The 23,460-nt window shown below is 39.9% G+C and carries 17 protein-coding genes; 12 read left to right on the top strand and 5 right to left on the bottom strand.

Going from position 1 to position 23,460, the window contains the following annotated elements:
* The first annotated feature begins 92 nt into the window (after positions 1–92).
* Positions 93–2,135, top strand: a complete 2,043-nt coding sequence (gene fdhF / locus QNN06_RS21630) for a formate dehydrogenase subunit alpha (protein ID WP_284037966.1) — start codon at positions 93–95, stop codon at positions 2,133–2,135.
* 221 nt (positions 2,136–2,356) lie between these two features.
* Positions 2,357–3,205: a 3D domain-containing protein gene (locus tag QNN06_RS31260; RefSeq protein WP_213120557.1), complete on the top strand. Its 849-nt coding sequence runs from the start codon at positions 2,357–2,359 to the stop codon at positions 3,203–3,205.
* 276 nt (positions 3,206–3,481) lie between these two features.
* On the opposite strand, the gene QNN06_RS21620 is transcribed toward QNN06_RS31260, so the two are convergent.
* Both QNN06_RS21620 and QNN06_RS21615 read right to left on the bottom strand, forming a co-directional pair.
* Positions 3,482–4,789, bottom strand: a complete 1,308-nt coding sequence (locus tag QNN06_RS21620) for an MFS transporter (protein ID WP_213120558.1) — start codon at positions 4,787–4,789, stop codon at positions 3,482–3,484.
* Positions 4,790–5,007: 218 nt separating this feature from the next.
* Complete coding sequence (locus QNN06_RS21615) at positions 5,008–6,498, bottom strand: nitrate/nitrite transporter (RefSeq protein ID WP_284035938.1); 1,491 nt, start codon at positions 6,496–6,498, stop codon at positions 5,008–5,010.
* Between the two features lie 308 nt (positions 6,499–6,806).
* On the opposite strand from QNN06_RS21615, the gene QNN06_RS21610 reads away from it, so the two are divergent.
* The 3 genes from QNN06_RS21610 to QNN06_RS21600 all read left to right on the top strand — a co-directional run bounded on the left by QNN06_RS21610 (position 6,807) and on the right by QNN06_RS21600 (position 10,049).
* Positions 6,807–8,147, top strand: a complete 1,341-nt coding sequence (locus tag QNN06_RS21610; protein WP_213120560.1) for a TrkH family potassium uptake protein — start codon at positions 6,807–6,809, stop codon at positions 8,145–8,147.
* Positions 8,148–8,175: 28 nt separating this feature from the next.
* Positions 8,176–8,829 carry a potassium channel family protein gene (locus QNN06_RS21605; RefSeq protein WP_213120561.1) on the top strand — a complete coding sequence of 218 codons (654 nt, stop codon included), beginning with the start codon at positions 8,176–8,178 and terminating at the stop codon, positions 8,827–8,829.
* 71 nt (positions 8,830–8,900) lie between these two features.
* A complete protein-coding gene (locus QNN06_RS21600; RefSeq protein WP_213120562.1) occupies positions 8,901–10,049 on the top strand; it encodes an acyl-CoA dehydrogenase family protein in 1,149 nt (382 codons plus the stop codon).
* A gap of 70 nt (positions 10,050–10,119) precedes the next feature.
* Here the strand turns inward: QNN06_RS21600 and QNN06_RS21595 are convergent, their stop codons facing one another.
* Positions 10,120–10,281 carry a hypothetical protein gene (locus QNN06_RS21595; protein ID WP_213120563.1) on the bottom strand — a complete coding sequence of 54 codons (162 nt, stop codon included), beginning with the start codon at positions 10,279–10,281 and terminating at the stop codon, positions 10,120–10,122.
* 36 nt (positions 10,282–10,317) lie between these two features.
* Entirely contained in the window at positions 10,318–10,497 is a 180-nt protein-coding gene (locus QNN06_RS21590) for an H-type small acid-soluble spore protein (protein ID WP_213120564.1), read from the bottom strand.
* A 431-nt stretch (positions 10,498–10,928) separates the two neighbouring features.
* Between QNN06_RS21590 and ltaS the strand changes: the two genes are divergently transcribed.
* The 3 genes from ltaS to QNN06_RS21575 all read left to right on the top strand — a co-directional run bounded on the left by ltaS (position 10,929) and on the right by QNN06_RS21575 (position 18,410).
* Positions 10,929–12,887: a lipoteichoic acid synthase gene (gene ltaS, locus QNN06_RS21585; protein ID WP_213120565.1), complete on the top strand. Its 1,959-nt coding sequence runs from the start codon at positions 10,929–10,931 to the stop codon at positions 12,885–12,887.
* Between the two features lie 754 nt (positions 12,888–13,641).
* Positions 13,642–17,043, top strand: a complete 3,402-nt coding sequence (locus QNN06_RS21580; RefSeq protein ID WP_284035937.1) for a hypothetical protein — start codon at positions 13,642–13,644, stop codon at positions 17,041–17,043.
* Between the two features lie 206 nt (positions 17,044–17,249).
* Positions 17,250–18,410, top strand: coding sequence for a cation:proton antiporter (locus QNN06_RS21575; protein WP_213120567.1), 1,161 nt, complete (start codon positions 17,250–17,252; stop codon positions 18,408–18,410).
* 38 nt (positions 18,411–18,448) lie between these two features.
* On the opposite strand, the gene QNN06_RS21570 is transcribed toward QNN06_RS21575, so the two are convergent.
* A complete protein-coding gene (locus QNN06_RS21570) occupies positions 18,449–19,756 on the bottom strand; it encodes a cbb3-type cytochrome c oxidase subunit I (RefSeq protein ID WP_284035936.1) in 1,308 nt (435 codons plus the stop codon).
* A 204-nt stretch (positions 19,757–19,960) separates the two neighbouring features.
* Between QNN06_RS21570 and QNN06_RS21565 the strand changes: the two genes are divergently transcribed.
* The 4 genes from QNN06_RS21565 to QNN06_RS21550 all read left to right on the top strand — a co-directional run bounded on the left by QNN06_RS21565 (position 19,961) and on the right by QNN06_RS21550 (position 23,240).
* Positions 19,961–20,092, top strand: a complete 132-nt coding sequence (locus tag QNN06_RS21565; protein ID WP_284035935.1) for a hypothetical protein — start codon at positions 19,961–19,963, stop codon at positions 20,090–20,092.
* Positions 20,093–20,318: 226 nt separating this feature from the next.
* Positions 20,319–21,317, top strand: coding sequence for an ABC transporter substrate-binding protein (locus tag QNN06_RS21560; protein ID WP_213120568.1), 999 nt, complete (start codon positions 20,319–20,321; stop codon positions 21,315–21,317).
* 122 nt (positions 21,318–21,439) lie between these two features.
* On the top strand, positions 21,440–22,471 hold the full coding sequence (locus QNN06_RS21555) for an ABC transporter permease (RefSeq protein ID WP_213120569.1): 1,032 nt from the start codon (positions 21,440–21,442) through the stop codon (positions 22,469–22,471).
* Positions 22,446–23,240 (top strand): ABC transporter ATP-binding protein, encoded by a 795-nt coding sequence (locus tag QNN06_RS21550; RefSeq protein ID WP_213120570.1) that lies wholly within the window; start codon positions 22,446–22,448, stop codon positions 23,238–23,240. The genes QNN06_RS21555 and QNN06_RS21550 overlap by 26 nt, the downstream gene beginning before the upstream one ends.
* The last annotated feature ends 220 nt before the right edge of the window (positions 23,241–23,460 follow it).

Genomic DNA, 23,460 nt, shown 5'->3' with positions numbered 1-23,460 from the left:
AAGGAAACCATAAATGTAATAAATAGATTAATATGATTATATAGATAGTTTAGTTATCACAGGGAGGGAGCATTTTGGGTGAAGCAAATTTAGTGAAGACAATTTGCGGCTATTGCGGTACAGGCTGCGGATTAGTCCTAGAGGTTCAGGATAATAAAATCGTCAAAATCCGCGGTGACAAGGAAGCACCTGTAAACAAAGGACAAACCTGTGTCAAAGGTGCATTTGCCTATGAGTATGTTCATGCCAAAAAACGGCTGACAGCACCTTTAATAAGAAGGGCCGGGGAACTGGTGGAAACCACTTGGGAAGAAGCTTATCAATTTATTGCAAGCAAACTTTTTGACGTAAAAAGCAAGTGGGGGTCAAATGCAATCAGCATGTTCGCTTGTGCGAGAAGCACAAACGAATCAAATTATATAACGCAAAAATTTATGAGGACGGTCATCGGCAGTAACAATATTGACGGCTGCAACCGAACGTGACATGCCCCAAGCGTTGCCGGTCTGGCAACTATTTTTGGAAGCGGTTTCCCAACGAATACTTTGGAGGATTTTGACAAAGCGGAAGTATTACTGCTAATGGGCTCTAACACGACAGAGGCACACCCAATTATCGCTAATCGCATGAAAAAAGCAGCAAAAGCCGGCCTCAAAATCATTGTTGTCGACCCAAGAAAAATAGAAATGACAAAAGTGGCCCACCGCCACCTGCAAATCAATGTAGGCACTGATATTGCCCTAATAAATGCCTTAATTCGGGTAATTCTAAAGGAAGGTCTTTATAATCAAAAATTTATTGAGCAATTTACAATAGATTTTGATAAGTTGACAAATCAGGTTGAGCTATATACACCGGAATATGCGGCCAAGATCACAGGTCTTGCCCCGGAAGAGATCGTGGCCACTGCAAGGGAGTATGCAAATGCGAGCGCTTCGATGATTGCTTATACATTGGGAATTACCGAACATCACTGTGGTGTGAACAATGTTTTCGACATTGCTAATCTTGCCCTTTTAACAGGAAACATTGGAAAGCCGGGCTCCGGAATTATGCCGCTAAGGGGACAAAATAATGTTCAAGGTGCCGGTGATATGGGCTGTCTTCCAAATCAATTGGCAGGAGCAATGAGCTTAACTAATGATGAATACAGAGCACGTTATGAAAAGGAATGGAATATTACCCTAAATCCCCAGGCGGGCGATACCCAAACCAGGACCTTTGATCGGCTTGAGATGGGAGAGCTAAAAGGACTTTATGTAATTGGGGAAAATCCACTTCTCGCCGATGTTGATATGAACCATACAAAAACATTGTTCAAAAAGCTGGATTTATTAATCGTTCAGGACATTTTTCTGACTGAAACCGCGAAAATGGCTGATGTTGTGCTTCCTGCCCGTTCCTGGGGTGAAGTAGAAGGGACTTACACAAACACGGACCGGCGGATCCAACGAGTACGTAAGGCTGTCGAGCCAGGTCCGAATACAAAGGAAGATTGGGTCATTCTTTGCGAGCTGGCTACATTGATGGGTTATCCAATGCATTATAACAACAGCGAAGAAATTTGGGATGAAGTTAGAAAAATCGCATGGGAAATGTACGGGGGCATTTCGTATGAGCGGCTGGAGAAGGAATACAGCATTCATTACCCTTGTCCAGATGAAAACCACCCAGGCACATTTATTATGCATGAAAGGTTCCATCAAAACGAAGCGGCTTCTAAAAAAGCTCCTTTTGTGCCTGTTGATTATACACCGCCTATGGAGCCACCGGATGAAGAGTATCCTTTTACGTTGACCACAGGCAGACGTTATGAGTCGTACAACACGCATACACAGACTCGGCATTATGCTGCGGGTGTGAAGATTAGACAAACAGAGGAGACTGTTGACATCCATCCCGAAGATGCCAAAGCACTTGGAATAGTGGATGGGGAAATAGTCCAAGTCCGCTCTCGTAGAGGAGAGCTGCAGGTAAAAGTAAAAATCACGGAACAGGTTGTTCCTGGTCTTGTCTTTATGAGCTTTCACTGGAGCGAAACACCGACCAATGTATTGACTTTAAATGAATATGACCCAATTTCAGGGACGGCTGAATATAAAGCATGTGCAGTAGCAATTGAACGAATAAACTAATATACAATAAGGAATAGTGGAAATGGGCAATCCACTATTCTTTTTAATTCCTGTTTCTCCAAATCGTGGACGGGTTGGAATTTTTTAATGTATCAGAAATGCTATTGTAATATAATTGCCATTCTTGTCAATGAATTAACATCTCCCTGTTCTTTTTCTGTTGAAAAACCATGTTAAGATTACCTTAGACATGCTTCGATGGGAACATAGGAGGTAGTTAAATGATTTTTAAAATAAAAACATTCATTGCAGCTATTGGATTATCAGCGGGTTTTGGGGTGCACGCACATGCTGCAGCGCTAGCAGTGCCTCAAGTGGACTCTTTAAATGAACAGCCGGTAATGAATATTACAAATGTGCAAACTTTTGATGATTGGATGAAAATATCAACTCTAAATGATATTCCAATGTTACAAAGTGAAAAACAGCTGATTATTAACAAAAAAGATACTTTCTGGGACAGTGCTAATCACATTCAGGAATCAGTCGTTAAAGCAAATGAAACCATCATTAGTCCGGAAACACAGATTGTTGCTCCTAAAGTTGTGGAGAAAAATGAGCAGAAACCAGAAACTGCTGCACCAATTCAAGACAAGACAGAAATAGCCGTTAGCGAGCAGGATAACAGCAAACCACAGGAACAGCCTGTTGCCCTAAATAAGCCGTCTGCTGAAACTCCTGACAATAACAATCAAAATAATAATACTATCGAAGCTACTACAAATGATAATAATAACAACAATACCATCGATGCAAAGCCGGTTGAAAATCAAAATCAACTAAAGGAGATCACTGTAGATGCTACTGCTTATACAGCTTCATGTGAAGGCTGCTCCGGCATTACCAAAACGGGTATAGATATAAAGGCTAACCCAAATGCAAAAGTGATCGCAGTAGATCCAGCAGTCATACCACTTGGAAGCAAGGTATATGTTGAGGGATACGGTGAAGCAATTGCAGGTGATATTGGCGGGGGAATTAATGGACATGAAATTGATGTGTTTATCCCTTCAGAACAAGATGCACTTAAATGGGGACGTAAAACAATTACAGTCAAAATATTAAACTAAAACAAGCCGGATTATTATCCGGCCTTCAAATTGCCGAGAAAGGGTATTCTTCTCGGCAATTTTTTTTTAGTAAATTTATTGTCTCTGCTAATGGGCCTGTTGATTTCCGCTCCGGGCACTCGCTTTCCTCGGGGAGGTCCAGGAGCGCCAATCAACAGACTTGTTAAAAAGCCTTATATTAATAATATTACAACAAATAATGCAGTGAATCGTTAAATAAAATGAGTAAAATAAAAGGCAGTCGAAAGTTTCTCGACAGCCTGAGAAGCCGGATGATTATCCGGCTTGTTTTGCTAGTTCTTGGGTTTTTGCAACAGTAGCTTTTCTTTGATAGAAGTACCAGTTTAAAACGAATGAAATAGCATAAAATCCAATAAAGAAATAAAACGCTGTTACTGGTGTTCCAGTGGCTTTAACAGACCAGCCGAACAGTTTTGGAATTAAGAATGATCCGTAAGCGGCAAATGCTGCTGAAAAGCCTATAACTGGTGCAGCTTCCTTTGGTATGAAAATATTTGGAATCATTTGGAAGGTAGAGCCAGAACCAATCCCTGATGCAAGGAACAAAATTAAGAAAGAAATTAAAAATCCTGCAAATTGTTTAGCATTAAGGAAATAGATTACTCCAATGGCACCAATTGTCATAACAACAAATACATAGGCTGTAACCATTGCTCCACCCAGCTTATCTGCAATCCAACCGCCTACAGGTCTAGCCGCAGCTGCCACTAGCGCGCCAAGGAAGGCAAGTGAAATGTATTCTGGGAACTGAGACTTTAATAAAAGCGGGAATGCTGCTGAATACCCAATAAAAGAGCCAAATGTACCGATGTAAAGAATGGTCATAATCCAGGTATGTTTACGTTTTACAATAACAAATTGGTCTGCAACTGATTGCTTTGCACCTGGTACGTTATCCATTTTAAATGCTGCAAGTAATGTAACGAGCACAATTGGAATGACCCATATAAAAGCTGCATTTTGTAACCAAACTTCTTGACCGTTAGATAAAACTTGTTTATCACCAATTAAGGCAAATGTTCCAGAAGTAATGACTAATGGTGTGATAAATTGAACAACTGAAACTCCCATGTTTCCTAAACCACCGTTAATTCCCAGGGCAGTTCCTTTTTCACTCTTTGGAAAGAAAAAGCTGATATTCGCACTTGAAGATGAGAAGTTACCGCCGCCTAATCCGCACAGTGCAGCAAGAATCAGCATGATAGAGTATGGTGTATCCGGGTTTTGTACTGCAAAGCCGATTCCAATAGCTGGTATCGCTAATATCGCAGTTGAAATGACGGTCCAGTTTTTGCCCCCTATCGTTCCGACTGCAAATGTATAAACAAAGCGAAGTGTTGCTCCGACAAGACCCGGGATGGCGGCTAAAGTAAAGAGCTGTTCCTCCGTAAAGTTAAATCCAATATCATTTAAGCGAATGGCAACCACTGACCAGATTTGCCAAACGATGAAGGCAAGCATTAATGATGGGACGGAGATCCATAGATTTCTTTTTGCGTGTTTTTTCCCTTCCGCTTTCCAGAACTTTTCGTCTTCAGGGTTCCAATACGTTATTTGAGCCATTTTGATTTCCTCCAATTTGGATTTCTATTTTTAGTTTGTTAGTTTTGTTGTTTACGTTGTTAATATAAACCATAGGATAGCATGAATTTTGTGACGAACGTCACAAAAGTAGTGAAGGAACTGTGAACACACATTAGTTGACAAAAAGTTGTAATAAATTGATCCTGTTAGCAAAAAAAAGAGACCTTCTTAACGAAGATCCCTGTAGCTTTTTAACTTTACGCACTTTCCTCTTTAAACATCCCTAGGTAATTTTTGGTTTCACCTAAATCATCTTTAATCGCTGTTATAGTCAGCCATTCCTTATAAATCTCATTATTTTTACGCTTATTCCAAACGTACCCTTCCCAGTATCCTGTCGATGAAAGGCTCGCCCACATTAGTTTATAAAATTCGTTGTTATGCTCCCCGGATTGCAAGACGCTTGGGGTCTTTCCAACTACTTCCTCCTGTTTGAAGCCGGTAATTTTCGTGAAAGCCGGATTCACTCTTTGAATGATTCCATTTGGATCAGTGACACAAATTCCATCGACGGCATGGTTCACAATTTGTGCGGAAATCTCAAGTTTTTCATGGTAGTAAAGCCATACGACGATGACCAAACTGGCCAATGAAAATTCAGAAAGGGCCATGAATCCAATGGCATAATGACCTGTAAGATTAAAGAGAATGGTTAGAATAATTGGAGGGAAAAAGCCTCCAAGTCCTCCCATCGCTGAAACAATGCCATTAACGATTCCTGCCTGCTTTGAAAAATAGAGAGGAACCAGTTTGAAAATAGCCCCATTTCCGATTCCAGCAAAGAAAGCAACCAATAAACAGCCAAAAGAATAAATGGGCAGGGAGGGTGTAAAAGACAGTAAAAAGCCGGCAAATGTAAGGCTGAAGAAAACTGTTGCGAGAATCATAAAAGGATTTACTTTATCCCCTAACCATCCGCCGACCGGACGGAATAGAGTAGCCAAAGCAATAAATCCTGCAGTACGCAGACCTGCGTCCACCTTCGATAGCTCAAAGTGATTCACTAAAAAGGACGGCAGATAAATCGTAAAGGCTACAAAAGCCCCAAAGGTTATAAAATAAAACAAGCTTAAAAACCAAAGCTTCGGATTTCGATAAACTTTATTAATTTGTTCAGATAATGGAAGGTTAACCTTTTGTTCCTCACGGTCACCAAAAAGAAAATTTAATAAGGCAAAAATGATCACAATGATCAGATATATTTGTATCGTTGTTCTCCAGCCAAACTCAGTGGCCAGTGCTGGTGCGAGGAAGGATGTAACAGCTGTGCCGATATTACCTGCACCGTATATACCATTAATAAAACCATGCTTTGTTTTGGCATAATATTTTGGGAGAGAAGTTACCCCTACGGAAAATATCGCCCCGCCAATCCCAAGCAAAAATCCGCCTGCAATTAACATAAACATTGAGTTGGCATAACTGATGATGGCAATCGGTACCATGAGAAGTACAAAACTGATTGAAAATAATTTTCTTGCTCCAAAGCGATTAGTCCAATAGCCGATTGGAACTCTAAGGAGTGACCCAAGTATAACAGGAACCGCTGTGGCCCAGGCAATTTGCGTTGAAGAAAGTGTAATATCTACCTTAATAAAAGGCATTAATGAAGAAATGAGCACCCATACCATAAACCCGACGATTAGGCTTCCTGTTTGCAAAAATAGCTGCTTTGTTCCTTGATTCATTCATATTCCTCCTCTGCCTTACAATAAATTAAAAATAAATCTTCCTAATTTATTTCATGCACCACCAACGAATTATTTCCTCCGAAGCATTATAATACATAAAACTGTCACATTCTGTGAGGAATGACACATAAAAGTAGGAAAATTGTTTAATAAAGTTCAAAATTCAGCAGTAACAGCCAATGTTATAGGGTGAGAGGAAGGATAGGATGTCAATAGAATTCATATTTCATGGACGGAATGGAAAATATATGACAAGAGTTTCGACTTTTTAGGCATTTTAAAGTTAAAAGGTGAGGAAGGAATGTATGAAGCGAAAAAAAAGATTTTATCTTGACCCGCCACAAATACTTGTGCTTGGATTTGCTCTCATTATTTTAATTGGCGCAATCCTGTTGACCCTCCCGGTTTCTACAGTGGACGGAAAAGGTCTGCATTTTTTAAATGCCTTGTTTACGGCAACTTCAGCCACATGCGTGACAGGCCTGGTGGTGGTAGATACGGGAACCACGTTTACTTTGTTCGGCCAATTGGTTATTTTATCTTTAATTCAAGTAGGCGGCCTTGGCTTTATGACATTCGCAACCCTGTTTGCCCTCCTCCTCGGTAAAAGAATATCATTAAAAGAGCGAATCCTCCTTCAGGAATCCTTAAATAATATTTCCATGGAGGGGATTGTCCGCCTCGCAAAACGGATTTTAATTTTTACATTCGTCATTGAATTAACAGGTGCGGTACTATTAACCATTCGTTTTTCATTTGATTTTCCCATTGGAAAAGCCATTTACTATGGAGTATTTCATTCTATTTCAAATTTTAATAATGCCGGTTTTGATTTGATGGGTGAATTTCATAGCTTAACAAGTTATGTAGACGACCCAATTGTCACATTAACAGTTTGTGCATTAATAGTATTAGGCGGAATTGGCTTCATCGTTATGAATGAGCTTTACGAATATCGATTCTCTAAGAAGTTGTCCCTGCATACAAAAATTGTTCTTGTTACCACGATTTTTTTTGTCGCACTTGGAACAGTCGGAATTTTCTTCCTTGAACTTACAAATGATAAAACGATTAAGCCATTGACACTGTCTGGAAAAATCCTTGGTTCCCTGTTTCAATCCGTAACAGCAAGAACGGCCGGGGCCAATACCTTAAGCATCGGCGACCTAAGACATGCATCGTTATTTTTGATAATTGTGCTTATGTTTATTGGTGCATCCCCAGGTTCTACTGGTGGTGGGATTAAAACAACCACTTTTACCACTTTGATGGGAGCGGTTTGGTCACAAATCCGCGGGAAAGAGGATGTGATTTTCTACCGGCAGCGGATTGGTTATGAAACGATTTATAAGGCCCTTACGGTAACACTTAGTGGACTGTTTCTCGTCATGGTGGTTACACTTGTCCTCACTATAACCGAAACTGGGAAGGACTTTTTAATGATAATGTTTGAAGCGACTTCCGCTTTTGCAACAGTCGGCCTCTCAATGGGACTGACACCGGAACTATCTTCTATTGGCAAAGGAATCATTATATTTACGATGTTTGCTGGCCGGGTTGGGCCGTTAACAATCGCTTATGCAGTCACTATACGCAGAAACCCGGATGCTTTCCGATATCCTAAAGGCAAAATCATGATTGGCTAAACTGACAGCGAGGAGGATACTTCGAAAAATGGCAGATCAATTTGCAGTTATTGGATTAGGCAGATTTGGACTAAGCATCGCCAAAAAGTTATATGAATCTGGAAGGGATGTGCTCGGTGTTGATGTAAACGAGGAAAGGGCAGATGAGGCACAGAACTATGTAACCCATTCCGTTATCGCTGATTCGACCGATCCGGAGGCGTTAAAATCAATTGGAATTCGCAATTTTGATACCGTTATAGTCGCAATCGGCAATGATATTCAGGCCAGCATCTTAAGTGTCTTGCTTTTAAAGGAATTAGGAGTAAATAAAGTCATTGCCAAAGCCTTAAATAAACTCCATGGGGAAGTTTTAAAAAAGGTAGGGGCCGATTGGGTTGTCTTTCCGGAGCGGGATATGGGAATAAGAGTGGCCCATCAACTGATATCCCCAAAGGTGCTGAACTTTATTGAATTGTCCAAGGATTATAGTGTTGAAGAAGTAAAAATACCTGAAAAAATGACGGATAAAACCTTAAGAGAACTCGATTTGCGCGCCAAGTACAATCTTAGTGTCATCGCAATTCGCCACCATGACGATATTTTTATTTCCCCTTCACCTGATAAAATCATCGACCATGGTGATGTTCTAGTCGTCATCGGAGAAAACCGAGACCTTGAGCGATTTGCAAATCTCGAATAACCTAAGTCCCTCCATTTGAATGGGGGGATTTTATTTGCGAAAATATAATTATGTTGAGAGGAGAGGTCGAGATGAAATTTACTGAATTAGAAACCACCAAAGAACGGCTGGAATTAATGAAAACATTAGCAAATCGTTTCCAATCGAGAGCCCATAAGGTAGATGTGGAGGGTGGGTTTCCGTTTGATAATATTCAGGACCTGAAAGACACGGGCTATACCACATTAACAGTACCTAAAAAGTACGGCGGCAAGGGAATCTCTCTTTCCGAAATGATTAAACTTCAAGAACTGATTGCTGAAGGGGATGGTTCAACTGCCCTAGCGATTGGCTGGCATATGGGCATTATTTATAATTTGAGCGAAAAAAATTCATGGAAAGAACCTATTTTCAAATTTTTATGTGAACAGGTAATGGCAGGATCGTTAATTAACAGTGCAGCCACTGAACCAAAAACAGGCAGCCCGACGCGCGGCGGCAGGCCGGAAACAACGGCTGAACAAAAGAGCGGCAGGTGGCTTCTCAATGGCAGGAAAACCTTTACTACCATGTCTCCGGTTCTTGATTATTTTATCGTCAGTGCAAGTCTAAAGGGTACTGAGGAAATTGCAAATTTTCTTATTCCTCGATCTGCTGAAGGACTAAAAATCGAAGAAACGTGGGACGTAATAGCCATGAGGGGTACGGGAAGCCATGATTTGGTATTGGAGGATGTCATTATACCTGGCGAGTATATAGTCGAGCCAATTAAACCGGGTAAAAAGAGGGCGATGGGTTGGCTGCTTCATATTCCTGCCTGCTATTTAGGAATTGCAAAAGCGGCAAAAAGATATGCCATAAATTTTGCCGAGGAATATTCGCCAAATAGCATCCAAGGTACAATCATTGATTTGCCAAATGTTCAGCAAAAAATTGGGGAAATAGAATTGAAAATCATGCAGGCCGAATTTTTCTTGTATGGTGCCGCCAAACAATGGGATGAATCAACTGAGGAAGAAAGAGAAAAGCTCGCTCCTGTATTGGGGGCCGCCAAATTAACGGTGACAAATTCCGCTATTTCCATCGTGGACCTTGCAATGAGAATAGTAGGGGCAAAAAGTCTTTCATCCCAAAACCCCCTGCAGCGTTATTACCGTGACGTGAGGGCAGGGCTCCATAATCCGCCAATGGATGACATGACTATCCAGCTGCTGGCAAAGCATAGTATTACCAATAACTAACCTGCAGTAACCAACCGACCAATTAAAGTACAATCAAAAAAAGTGTAAGGCAGGAACTAGGGTTCCTGCCTCACACCATGTCCTCATTTTCCTTTTCGAGATCAGCCGGCTGCGGCTGTGCTTGTTGAGTAATTGTTCCTAGCACTTCCCTATCATATTTACCTAAGTCTTTTCCCGCACCCGGCGCAATATTAGACATAGGCAGCTGTTCCAATTCTTTCCCTCGAGGCATTTATATTCATTCCTTTATTTATAAAGTAAGAAAATTTTACTCTTCGATAAGCTCGCTGATTTCCACCGTCGATCTTTCTTCAAGCGGCCCGCGCAAATGGACAGTCGCGGTTTCCCCATCCTCATTTAACTGGTCAATCCATACAGATGCACCATTGTATTTAACCACAATATCAGCTGATGAAGATAGGATTTGTTTTACCCTATTGACATTCATTACGTTCACTCCTCTATTAATAATCATTTTAGTCTGTGATGAAAGAAGTGAATTTATGCAATGATGTAAATGTAACCGCTTTCTTCTATTATATATAGAAAAAACTCCTATAAAAGATAAGACTAATATCCGATTGCACATGAAGAACCGAATGTATATGCTAGTTAGAAACACAAATCTACAGGAAAACCGGAAAAAAAATAAGGCAGTCACAAAAAATAAATTAATAAGAAAATGCTGAAACTAAATTTAATTTCATTCGTCTTATATTATTGAGTTTGAAAATAGTCATGTCCAACTCTCTAATGGCATAAGAATAAAGGGACATTCAGCATCCCGTTAATGTTTTTCTTTTTATAGAAAATATGATATAGTAATTGAGGTTCGTTTACCGAAGTTAAATTTGGTAAGTGAGAGGAGAAGTTTTAAAAATGATTAAGGAAAGACTTTTAAAAAAAGTAAACAAAAGTCATATTACATTTTACGTCATTGCCGTTGTTTTATTTTGGCTAAAAACCTATGCGGCATATCAAATTGAATTTAATTTAGGAATTGATAACAGCCTACAAGAATTTTTATTATTTATCAATCCATTGAGTTCGGCATTATTCTTTTTTGGTATTGCCTTGCTCTTTAAAAAGCGTACTAAGCTTGTTATGATTATCACAAATTTTATATTGTCCTTTTTACTTTATGCAAACATTGCTTATTATCGCTTTTTTAATGATTTTATAACCGTACCTGTTTTAATGCAGACAAAGACAAATGCCGGACAATTGGGCGACAGCGCTCTATCACTCATGTCCCCGCTTGATGTTTTTTATTTTACAGACTTCTTTATTTTAATTGCCCTTGCTTTAACCGTGTTCAAACAAGTGACGGTTACAAACAGGAAGTCATTTAAAATCGTTCTTTTGTTTTCGATTACGACATTTTTGTTTAACTTGGGACTTGCGGAAAAGGATCGTCCACAGCTATTGACCCGATCTTTTGACCGAAATTATTTAGTGAAATATCTTGGTGCATATAACTTCACGATTTATGATGTCATTCAAAATATTAAATCATCGAGCCAAAGAGCACTGGCAAATTCAACTGATGTTACTGCGGTAGAAAACTATGTTAAAGCGAATCATGCAGCACCTAATCCTGATTTCTTTGGCAAGGCCAAAGGAATGAATGTGATTACTATTTCAATGGAATCATTTCAAACCTTTATGATTGATTACAAGATGCCGGATGGCCAGGAAGTCACACCGTTTCTAAATTCATTGACACATGATCAGAATACATTTTATTTTGAAAACTTTTTCCATCAAACTGGGCAGGGAAAAACCTCGGATGCCGAGTTTTTAATGGAAAACTCATTATACCCGATGGCTCAAGGTGCTGTGTTTGTCAACAAAGCCCAAAACACTTATCAGGCTATGCCAGCCATTTTAAAAGGGAACGGCTATAATTCCGCCGTCTTCCATGGCAACTATAAAACATTCTGGAATCGGAATGTGATGTATAAGGCCTTAGGGTATGATCAGTTTTTTGATGCGGAATATTACAACATGACTGATGAAAACACGAAGAACTATGGCTTAAAGGATAAACCGTTCTTTGCTGAGTCCATGCCAATGCTCAAGAGCTTAAAGCAGCCATTCTATACAAAATTTATTACCTTATCTAATCACTTTCCTTTTGAAATGGATCCAGAGGACACAGATTTCCCTGCTGGAAATACCGAGGATACAGTGGTTAATCAATATTTCCAATCCGCACATTATATGGACCAGGCATTGGAACAGTTCTTTAATGATTTAAAGGCTTCAGGTTTATATGATAATACAATGGTTGTTATGTACGGTGACCATTATGGCATTTCCGAAAACCACAACGATGCCATGGCACAAGTGCTAGGAGTGGATGAAATTACTCCTGCTATTAATGCTAAATTACAGCGGGTACCTTTATTTATTCATGTACCAGGAGTACAAGGCGGGATTCAAAAGCAATTTGGCGGCGAAGTAGATGTTCGTCCGACCGTTCTTCACTTACTTGGTATTGATACGAAGGACTACCTGGAGTTTGGCTCAGATTTACTGTCGCCAAATCATCGTAATTGGGCTTTATTCAGGAATGGGGATTTTGTATCCTCAGATGTTATTCAAGTAAAAGACAAATGCTATTCAACTGAAACAGGTGAGCTTTTAGAGAATTCAGAGGCCTGCAAGGATATTGCAGACAAGGTAAGCTCAGAACTGCAAATGTCTGATGAGGTTGTCTACAAAGACCTGCTTCGTTTTTATCAGCCGGAAGGATATACGTCAATCAATCCTAACGACTATGAATACTTGGGACCTAAGACAGGCAAGACGTCCAAAACAACTGAAAGCAACTAACAAAGAGGGAAGATGAAAATCTTCCCTCTTTTAGATTGTCGTGTTTCTCGACAATTTTTTGTTTTACCTAATATATATAATTTTTATTGATTGTTTCCCTCTACCAGGCCTGTTGATTTCCGCTCCGGGCACTCGCTTTCCGCGGGGAGGTCCTGAAGCCTCCTCGGCGCCAAGGCGCCTGTGGGGTCTCCAGTGACCTCTATATCCCGCAGGAGTCGAGTGCCCTCCGCTCCAATCAACAGGGAGGCAATTCAAACTAAAGTATTGCAACACACATTTTCCAACCTAGATAAGTGTATTGCAATCTTTTTTTCGTATTTTGAAAATCTGCAATATGGAGAGCATGCGCTCTTACATTAATTCATATTCACCTTGGTTTTACTCTTTAGCTTAAAAATTGATTTCATCACTTTTTTTATTATTTATTGTAATATTTAGATTTCTTTGAATACACCTGTTGATTGGCGCGGAAGGCACGAAGACTCCTGCGGGAGTACGGGGCAGGGGAGACCCCGCAGGAGCGATAGCTCCGAGGAGACTCCCCTGCACGCCCGCGGAAAGCGAAGTGCCGGGAGTGCCAATCAACAGACCTGTTGAAGTTTTCGACAGCCTGACAGAGGGAAGATGCCGGATCTTCCCTCTTTTTTTTATTTGAAATAAAAATGTTGAAAAATCCTAATAATAGTGTAAAATTTCACTAAAGGGATATAATTGTATTTAATGGGAAAATGTTCATTGTGGAGAAGGTGATGAAATGGAACCTAGCAAAAGAGAAGAGAGGCGAAAAATTTTTCGCCAGGAGCTTTTCACCCTTAAAGAAGAAGGATACCTTTCTGAGGCAATCGTCGAAACGGTTGCAAAAGCACACCATCAATACCATTTGGATTTATTAAAACATGAGAGAATACCTATTCAAACGAAAAACACGGAGCCTGTCAAAAAAATTGCACCAAAACCCCAAAAGACTAAAAAGGTACTAACAGCGGAAGAGATTCGTGAAAGGAATATCACTTGGTCATTAAACATTGGAGTTATCTTTTTGTTGATTGGCGGATTATTCGTGGCCACAAGCAATTGGGAATCCATGACAAGTGTGATGAAAAGCGGTTCCATTGCAGTGGTTGCATTAATGTTTTTTGGAATCGCCATGCTTGCGAAGAAAGTACTGAAAATTGAAAAAACAGCGTTTGCCTTTATTGTTCTTGGGAGTTTATTTCTGCCTATTTTTATCTTATCGTTAGGCTGGTTTGGACTATTAGGCGGGTATTTATCCATCAATGGGGAAGGCAGATATTTGCTTGGTATGCTGGGGAATATTGTTCCGGTCATTGTTTATCTCCATTTTGCCAAAAACTTGGAATCTAGGCTGTTCGTCTGGTTTTCCTATGTATCGGTTTCTGCGGGTGCTGCTTTTTTGCTGGCTGGCCTAAAACTAAATGTCGACTTCTTTTATTTTGGGATGATGCTGTTTAATGTGGTTCTTATTTTTATTTATCACCAGCTTAAGGGCAAAGAAACTTATAAATTGTTTACCATAGAATTTGTGCCCTATATACAGGTCAATCTCGTCCTTTGCACCTTATTCATGCTGTTTTTATATGACAATGAAGTTCTTTATAGTTTTAACCTTCTTTTGACCGCTGTGGTTTATTTATCGATGATGTATGTAAGTGGAAGAAAGGAATATCACTTCATATTTAGTGTGATGATTGTTTATGGAGCTTATCAGTTGATTGAAAACAGCTTCCTGGATTACTTTGGAGAGATTGTCTATGCCTTAATCGGTTTTGCCTTTGTGTTTATTCCGAAAGCGCTAGATAATAAGTTTTCACTTGATCGGGTATTTCAATATACAAGTGCCATTATCTCTGGTTTAGCTTTTATTTATATTAGCTTGGAGGGCATTTTACTCCGCTCCGGAAGCCCCTCCCTAGTACTCATGCTTGCCTATTTTATCATAGCAGCAAACTTTATCTATTTAGCTTATAGCAGTGGAAAAAAACTGTTTCCATATTTAAGTTCTGCTTTCATGGCATCAGGACTTTATGAGGCAATCCCTTTAGTCTTATGGAAAATAGAAGGTATTGATATTTCACTCTCGATATTTTGCAGTGGATTCCTCTTGTTCACTTTAATAGGAGTAGTAAGAGTTAAATGGCTATCTATTATTCATACAAGTTCCAAGGATGTTGGCTTAGCAGTAATGGCAGCAGCTATTATGAGTGCTATCCTGTTTAACCAATGGTGGGAGCTTGGAGTTATGCTGCTTCTAACGGTTATGGTCACTTATTTGATTTTGAAGAAGGAAGCAGGCGTTATTTTTAAGGAAATGGCTCATTGGACTCTGCCAGTTTCACTTGGTTTTTCAGTGGTTAGCTTTGGACAGGAATTAAATATACGAAATGAATACTATTCCGTTGAGTTTGGAAATGCAGTCAATTTTGCGGCAGGGGCCATTCTGGTGGTACTATCAGCAGTACTTTGGAAAAAGTGGAGTGAGAAAAAGTTAAGCAAAACTTCCCTTTATTCATCGGCCAGCCTTTATGCGATTGCCATTGCCCATGCTTTATTTGGGCCAGTTAACCAGTTATGGGTACAGCCAATAATTATTGCAATAGGCGTTGCGCTTTACTTTTACCTATATAAAAAGATTGGAACGGAGTGGGCACCGTTTCTTGTAAGCATCAACACAATGCTAGTTTATTTTTCGGTCATTCATTCCGTTTCTCTGAAGGTTGAATTTGGCCAACTCACGAGTTCCTTAATGGCTACAACAAGTGCAGTTTTCTTGCTGGGGATCGCTTACTTAACCAGAAAAATAGATTCCGTCTTGTCAGCTGCCTTTGTTTGGACGGGGCATATCTTGTATCCAATTGCGCTGGCGGCTACGTTGGTTCTTTATCACACGGAGGCGCTTTATAGCTTTGCCATATCATTGATTGTATACGGTCTGAGTGCAAATTTGGCCAAAATAGAATGGAATATCAAAATATTCCTTTACGGTGCTTTTACTTCGTTATTTTTACTAATTTCAACTGGTATGGATAAATGGCTGGATTCTGTTGTGGGATTGTATGAATTCCCAATTACAGCGGCTTTCATTCTATTATTCTCCATGCTGGTGAAGGATGAATATAAAAAGAGAACGGCCTACTACTTGATTCCATTCGCTTTTTTCGGAATTGGCTGTCTCCTTTGGACGTATCCGTTTAACTGGCAGCCTTATATCGTGATAGTTGCTTACACTTTGGTCACATTACTTTATTTGCATAAAACAAAATGGGATGTACTTGGTATCATTCCGTTGTTTTTCTTGTTTGCGGCAACGGCACAATTTTCTTATTTAGGTGACCTAACCCCTGTACAAAATTTGCTCCTATCAGGCGGGTTGGGGATCTTGATGTCGGCAATCGGCCATAAGGTATACGAACAGCTGATCATCAAGGGAACAAATCTTATTACTATCAGAATAGACGGGTATACCATTATTTCCTTTTTGTATTTTTGGCTGATGTACTTCTTTATGGATGAATCACTATGGAGTCACGCTCTCCCAGGCATATTGATTGCCGGTAACTTTTTCTTGCAAAGAAAAAGAGTACCAGCAAATTTCTCAGTTTTAATCGGGATAATCGGCCTCGCTTATTTATTGCAGCCATACTATGCCATTATTGGGCTCCTCGATATTCCTCTTTTATGGGAGAGGGAAGTCCAGGTGCTGCCTATCATTGTCTTGGTGATATTCATTCGCCGTCTATTAAAAGGAAGGTACTCACAAATAACTAAATCGATTGAATGGGCCGTCCTTATCATTGTTTCACTATTATTAATACAGGATGGGCTGGCAAGCAATACTATTTATGATGCTATCATTCTTGGTTCACTTTCCTTACTGTCCATGCTTGCGGGAATGTATTTGCAAATAAAAGCGTACTTTTTTACAGGTGCAGGTGTTTTACTTCTGAATGTATTTTTGCAGACAAGACCTTATTGGGGGAATATGCCATGGTGGGCTTATTTGTTAATCGCTGGACTTATTCTGATTATGGTAGCCAGCTTTAACGAATGGCATAAACAAAAACTCCTGAAAGGGGAAACGACCTTTATTACTGTTATAAAGGAAAAGACAATTGATCGAATTAAGAGATGGGATTAACCATCTGAAATTTTGTCTATTTTACTTGAAAAATACCATAAATTCTGTTACTATAGTGTTAACTTAATATTTGTCAATTAGGAGGAGTCTGTCACTTAGGGATGCGTATGCCCTTTGTTGACAGGCTTTTTTTGTCTCCATTTGTAAAGAGTCTGTTTGTAAAATTCAGACTCTTTTTTTATTTTTTAGAAGGAAAGGTGATTTTGATGGAGTTATTATTTCAATTGGCGGTTATTTTAATTGCCTCCAAAATAGCGGGGGATATCAGTGCCAGACTGGGACAGCCTTCTGTGTTGGGAAAACTGGTTATCGGTATTATTCTAGGGCCGGCTGTTTTGGGACTAGTCGAAGAAACAACGACATTGGAACAGCTCAGCCAAATAGGAGTCATTTTGTTAATGTTCATTGCCGGCATGGAAACTGATTTGGATGAATTTAAGCGTTCAGGAAAAGCTGCCACATTTGTGGGGTTAAGCGGAATAATTGTTCCTTTGGCGGTCGGTTTTTTGGCCGGAATTCTCATGAATATGACCACGATTGAAGCCTTATTTTTAGGGCTGCTTCTTTCCGCTACAAGTGTCAGTATTTCTGTACAAGCGCTTAAAGAGTTAAATAAAATGCAGTCAAAAGAGGGAGCAGCAATTCTTGGGGCAGCCGTCATCGATGATGTCGTGGTTATTATTGCCCTGGCGTTTTTAATGAGCATGGCTGGCGGCGATGTGAATTTAAGCATGGTCATTATTAAAAAGGTGCTCTTTTTCGGTGGCGCCATTTTAGCGGCTTGGAAGCTTGTTCCGTGGATTTTAAAAAAGTTTGCCCCATTAAAGGTTACCGAGTCAGTCATTTCAGCGGCATTAATCATTTGTTTTCTTTATGCCTATTTAGCTGAGGTAACTGGTGTGGCCGCCATTATTGGAGCGTATATTGCGGGTGTGGCGATCAGTTTAACAGACTTCAAAAAGGAAGTCTTTGAGAAAGTGGAAACGATCGGCTATTCTTTTTTTGTTCCAGTGTTCTTTACATCGATAGGTGTAAAGGCTAGCTTCGAAGGCCTTGCGCAAAATATTGGGCTAATTATTGTCCTTAGCATAATTGCCATTTTAACAAAACTTATTGGTGCAGCCGCGGGTGCTAAAATGGCCCGTTTCTCATGGAACAGTTCACTTGGAATTGGTGCAGCCATGGTTTCTCGTGGTGAAGTTGCTTTGATTCTTGCCACAATCGGTATTGAGGCTAAATTAATCAACCAACAGCTGTTTTCCATCCTAGTTATCGTTGTTCTTGTGACTACAATTGTAACCCCTCCAATGATGAAGTTTTTCTTTCAGCGGGGCGTCAAGCAAAATGCAATGAAGAGTACGGCATAAAGTAAGAGGCTGCCCTCCTGGGGCAGCCTCTTACCGTATCAGCTGACAGATTTTAATGGACTTGACAGTGTATTGTCAGGTGTCTTTTTGCCAACATTCCGCAATCCCATTATAAATCTTGTTGTAAATATTAAGGCTGCACCAATTATGAAAACACCACATAATGCCCCAACCCGGTCGGAACCGGTCCATTCTGGTAAATGTTCGGCCCATCTTCTTGGCGCGCTGATTTTTCCGGCATAAAGGAATGAACCAACCAATCCGGTAAAGAAAATAAAATAAGTGGAAATAGCTAATTTATCAAAACCTGTTTGTTTCTGAGTACCTTCTGATTTATTGAAGTAATGCATGAAACCGAAAATCATCGCGATTACGCCCATTCCCATATAGGTATGGAAATGGCCGGGAACGCATTTCGTATTGTGCATGACATGGTTAACGACAATGGTCGCATCAATAATAGCCGGTACAGCGCCTGCCACCCAGCCGAACATCGCTAGGAACATCATGCTTGAGGCAAAATCCCATTTCACGCTAGAGCGGAAAATAATCATTAAGGCGCCATAGGCTGTTACAACCATGACAGGAAGGCCGTTTGCATAGGAAAATACTTGTCCGATAATCAGCATCCATCGAGGTACGGCAAAGTCCATTAACAGATGGTGAGTATAAATCATAAGTGTGAATAAGGTAGAGAAGTTCCAAGCAATCAAAAAGGCTTTATTTGATTTCCATGGACGTCCTGTATATTCCTGCAGGATTTCATAAACCGCAATAACAGTCATATAAATTGTACAGTTGGCGAAAATATGCCCAAACGCATAGGTCAAATGCTTCGCAAGCATAGGATCAAAGGTGAAATCTGGATTGATAATGTTTATGATTGATTCCATTAGTGCAGTAGCACCAGCAAGAATTCCAACAGAATTAGCGATAATTACCATTGTCGTTGCCACAACTGCCGCAGGCGGTCCATATCCCTGTTTCCCTCTAAAAATATAATCCCAGCCCAGCGATTTTCCTAAGCCGCCGTATTCCTTGATAAGTCTTGCTGCCAAATAGAAATACATAACAAGGTAGCCGACACCAAGGATTAAAAGACCGAATAAGAATAGTAACGCTCCTGTCATCCCTTTAAATTTGGCTGAGAAGGAAGGAAGCGGATACAGGAATGTCCAGCCATCTGAAAAATTGAAGCCAAATATGGCTGTAAGGATTAAGACTACGTTGTTTCCTCGACTCCCCATAAACGAAAGAAAAAGCAAGTGCAATGAGGAAAACAAAGAACAGTGTAGCGTACCATGCAATAGATTGGTACATGAAATCCCCTCCCAATATTGTTTCAAAAAACAAGTCGTCCCCCAACAACTTGTTATTCCTTTTACATTTTAATGTCCTTCTTGTGACAAAAAAGTGAAAAAAATCATACATTCCAGTAAAACTGAAAATTTTCCTATTTAAATAACTTTTTAAAAAAAATAGGAAAGTACCCCCAACATTTACATAATGTCTTCGAATATTTTAGTAAGTTACTATACTCGGGAGGTTAGATGATGGGAACCTTATTGATTGACATTGACAAATTACTAGAAGCTACTTCAGATCTAACATCTGAGAAAAATATTGGAAAACTGAAACCGGTAGAAATTGACAAGCTGCTTGACCGTACAAAAGATTGGTAAAAAATAGACCCTAGTTCCTCCGAATACTTTTTATAGATATTGCCTTCCATTATTGGAAGGCTTTTTTTTATTTGAAAAATGTAATAAAAACAGTGGAACTCTTTTGATTTGCCGCTTTAAAGCAAAAAATAAATTTTGAATTTTCTATTGCTTTTGTACTAAAAAAATACTAGAATAATTTTTAATATAATTAATTTTTAGAAAAATAAATTAGGGGGATTACTCAATGAAGAAAAAAGTAAAAGGCCTTTCCATTGCCCTGGCCGGAATGCTGCTTCTTGCCGGCTGTGGAAGCAAGGAAACTTCCAGTGGCTCAGAAAAAGGCGGGGCGGATAAAGAATTTAAAGTTGGAATCAGCCAGTTTGCACCGCACCCTTCATTGGATGCAGCAACTGAAGGCTTTAAGAAGGCATTAGCTGACAAAGGTATCAAAGTGAAGTTTGACGAACAAAATGCTCAAGCAGATATGAATAATACCCAAACAATTGCTAAGAATTTTGTAGGTGACAAGGTTGATTTAATCTTTGCAAATGCTACTCCAAGTGCTACAGCAGCCTTGAATGCAACAAAAGATATTCCAATTATTTTTACATCTGTAACTGATCCAGTTGGCGCAGGTCTAGTAAAGGCTTTTGACCAGCCTGGAAAAAATATTACAGGAACAACTGATAATCATCCAGAAGCAACCAAGAAAACAATAAATTTCATTACGGATGAAGTGAAAGCCAAAAATGTTGGCGTCATTTATAACTCCGGTGAGCAAAATTCCGAAGTCCAAGTGAAAGAGGTTAAGAAATTAGTAGAAGAGAAGGGTGCTAAGCTTGTAGAGGTTTCTGTTGCTAATACTTCAGAGGTTAAGCAGGCTGCTGAATCCTTGGTAGGCCGAGTGGATGCCATTTACGTACCGACCGACAATACGGTTGTTACGGCTCTTGATTCAGTTATCAGCGTAGCTAACAGCAAAAAGATTCCTCTGTTTGTCGGTGAACTTGATTCTATGAAAAAAGGTGCCGTTGCAGCAACCGGCTTCAATTATTATGACATTGGCTATCAATCTGGTGTAATGGCTGCTGACATTTTATCCGGAAAGAAAAAAACTTCCGAAATTCCCGTTGAGTTGCCGAAGACCTTAAAATTGGTCATTAATAAAAAAGCTGCCGAAGCTCAAGGACTCGATGTGAAAGAAGAATGGAGCAAGCTTGGCGAGTTTTATGACGGGAAATAAGAGCGACGAATAGTTATCAGGAGTCAATCTTTCTTTAGGATTGACTCCTTATGTGCTTGACACAAATTAATGTAGGCCAAATTGTTTTTGGCTAGATGTCAAAAAAGGAAAGGATGAACACAATGTTTACAGCCATATTTGGATCATTCGAGGCAGGTATCATCTATGCGATTATGGCGCTGGGCGTCTATCTATCCTTTCGTATTCTAGATTTCCCAGATTTAACGGTAGATGGAAGTTTTGTTACAGGAGGCGCTATTGCTGCGGTCATGATTGCAGGGGGAGCAAATCCCTTTTTAGCAACAATAATGGCTTTATTTGCCGGTTTTCTTGCTGGATGTATGACCGGGATCCTGCATACTTTTGGAAAAATTAACAATCTGCTTGCCGGTATTTTAATGATGATTGCCCTCTACTCCATTAACTTAAGAATCATGGGGCGTTCCAACATTCCATTATTAAATACGGATACAGCCTTCACGAAAATTGGCGATATTTTCGAAAAATCAGGAATTGATTCTTTCCTTAACGGACTGCTAACTGCGGCAGGCTTAGGTGACAGTCTTCCTGAAACATGGGGCATTCTTATTTTCATGCTTGTCGTTACCTTTATGATTAAATTCCTGACTGATTGGTTTTTACAAACGGAACTTGGGCTTGCTGTCAGAGCGACCGGAAATAATCAGCGCATGATCCGCAGTTTTTCAGCCAATACAAATCTTTTGACTGTTCTTGGTTTGGGACTCTCCAATGCTTTAGTAGCTTTTTCCGGAGCACTGATTGCCCAGCAAGGCGGTTTTGCAGATGTCGGAATGGGTATCGGGATGATTATTATCGGGCTTGCATCTGTTATTATTGGTGAAGCATTGTTCGGTACTAAAACAATTGCCAGAACCACTCTTGCTGTTATTGGAGGCTCCATTATCTACCGGATTGTAGTTTCAATGGCACTAAGAATTGAATTTCTCGATCCAGGAGATATGAAGCTGATAACCGCCATAATTGTCATTCTTGCTTTGACAACACCTAAGATTATTGAGCGTTCAAAAGAGAAAAAGCGGAAAGCTCGCAGAAAAGCAGAAAAACTGGGCGTAATGCAAGCATCTGTAGAGCGGAAGGGTGAAAATCATGCTGCAGTTAAATCAGATTCATAAAATTTTCAACGAAGGTTCGCCAGATGAAAAGATTGCCATTGATCATATTAATTTAACGATGAAAAAGGGAGATTTCGTAACAGTAATCGGAAGTAACGGAGCGGGTAAGTCAACGCTAATGAATATCATTTCCGGCGGTATACTGCCGGATATTGGGGAAGTTTTTATCGATGATAAAAATGTGACCACAATGTCCGAGTATAAACGAGCCAAAATGATTGGCCGAGTCTTCCAGGATCCGATGGCCGGTACCGCACCGAGCATGACAATTGAAGAGAATCTGGCAATGGCATATTCCCGGAATAAAACAAGAACCCTTAGGAGGGGTGTTACAAAAAAACGCCGCGATTATTTCAGGGAGGTTTTAGAGTCGCTTCATCTTGGACTGGAAAATCGTCTCAGTGCAAAGGTCGGGCTCCTGTCAGGTGGAGAACGTCAAGCCTTATCATTATTAATGGCAACGTTCACGGAGCCATCCATTCTCCTTTTGGATGAACATACCGCTGCTCTTGATCCATCTCGTGCAGAGTTAATTACGAATTTGACAAAGGAAATCGTCGATAAGTATAAGCTTACTACCTTAATGGTTACCCATAATATGCAGCAGGCTATTGACCTTGGGAACCGCTTGATTATGATGGATAAAGGTCAAATAATTTTAGAAGTAAACGAGGAACAGAAGAAAGGTCTAACTATCGAAGGATTACTCGAGGAATTCAAACGAATCCGCGGCGTCCAAATGGCCAGCGACCGGGCCGTCCTCTCGTAAAAAAATTTTTGGCTGGAAAGACGGACAATATTTTATTGAAATACATTTCCAACACTTTAATAATCGAAACATACCGCTGTCTGGTATGTTTCTTTTTTATTTTAAAAAAATTAGTGTTTAATGCCTCAAAGCGTTATTGCTTTGCACTCTATTCTTGAGGGAATAGGCTGCCTCTTTTTACAATGTATTTATATTATAAATAAAGATAAGGGGGGTAAAA

Source organism: Neobacillus sp. 114 (assembly GCF_030127045.1).
GTDB lineage: Bacteria > Bacillota > Bacilli > Bacillales > Cytobacillaceae > Neobacillus > Neobacillus rhizophilus.
Note: the sequence above shows the minus strand (reverse complement) of the source record. Positions and strands in the feature narration are given on the sequence as shown.

Coding starts and splice junctions, on each gene's coding strand:
- QNN06_RS31260 (WP_213120557.1), top strand. CDS start 2,357: ATGATTTTTAAAATAAAAACATTCATTGCAGCTATTGGATTATCAGCG.
- QNN06_RS21620 (WP_213120558.1), bottom strand. CDS start 4,789: ATGGCTCAAATAACGTATTGGAACCCTGAAGACGAAAAGTTCTGGAAA.
- QNN06_RS21615 (WP_284035938.1), bottom strand. CDS start 6,498: ATGAATCAAGGAACAAAGCAGCTATTTTTGCAAACAGGAAGCCTAATC.
- QNN06_RS21610 (WP_213120560.1), top strand. CDS start 6,807: ATGAAGCGAAAAAAAAGATTTTATCTTGACCCGCCACAAATACTTGTG.
- QNN06_RS21605 (WP_213120561.1), top strand. CDS start 8,176: ATGGCAGATCAATTTGCAGTTATTGGATTAGGCAGATTTGGACTAAGC.
- QNN06_RS21600 (WP_213120562.1), top strand. CDS start 8,901: ATGAAATTTACTGAATTAGAAACCACCAAAGAACGGCTGGAATTAATG.
- QNN06_RS21595 (WP_213120563.1), bottom strand. CDS start 10,281: ATGCCTCGAGGGAAAGAATTGGAACAGCTGCCTATGTCTAATATTGCG.
- QNN06_RS21590 (WP_213120564.1), bottom strand. CDS start 10,497: ATGAATGTCAATAGGGTAAAACAAATCCTATCTTCATCAGCTGATATT.
- ltaS (WP_213120565.1), top strand. CDS start 10,929: ATGATTAAGGAAAGACTTTTAAAAAAAGTAAACAAAAGTCATATTACA.
- QNN06_RS21580 (WP_284035937.1), top strand. CDS start 13,642: ATGGAACCTAGCAAAAGAGAAGAGAGGCGAAAAATTTTTCGCCAGGAG.
- QNN06_RS21575 (WP_213120567.1), top strand. CDS start 17,250: ATGGAGTTATTATTTCAATTGGCGGTTATTTTAATTGCCTCCAAAATA.
- QNN06_RS21565 (WP_284035935.1), top strand. CDS start 19,961: ATGATGGGAACCTTATTGATTGACATTGACAAATTACTAGAAGCTACT.
- QNN06_RS21560 (WP_213120568.1), top strand. CDS start 20,319: ATGAAGAAAAAAGTAAAAGGCCTTTCCATTGCCCTGGCCGGAATGCTG.
- QNN06_RS21555 (WP_213120569.1), top strand. CDS start 21,440: ATGTTTACAGCCATATTTGGATCATTCGAGGCAGGTATCATCTATGCG.
- QNN06_RS21550 (WP_213120570.1), top strand. CDS start 22,446: ATGCTGCAGTTAAATCAGATTCATAAAATTTTCAACGAAGGTTCGCCA.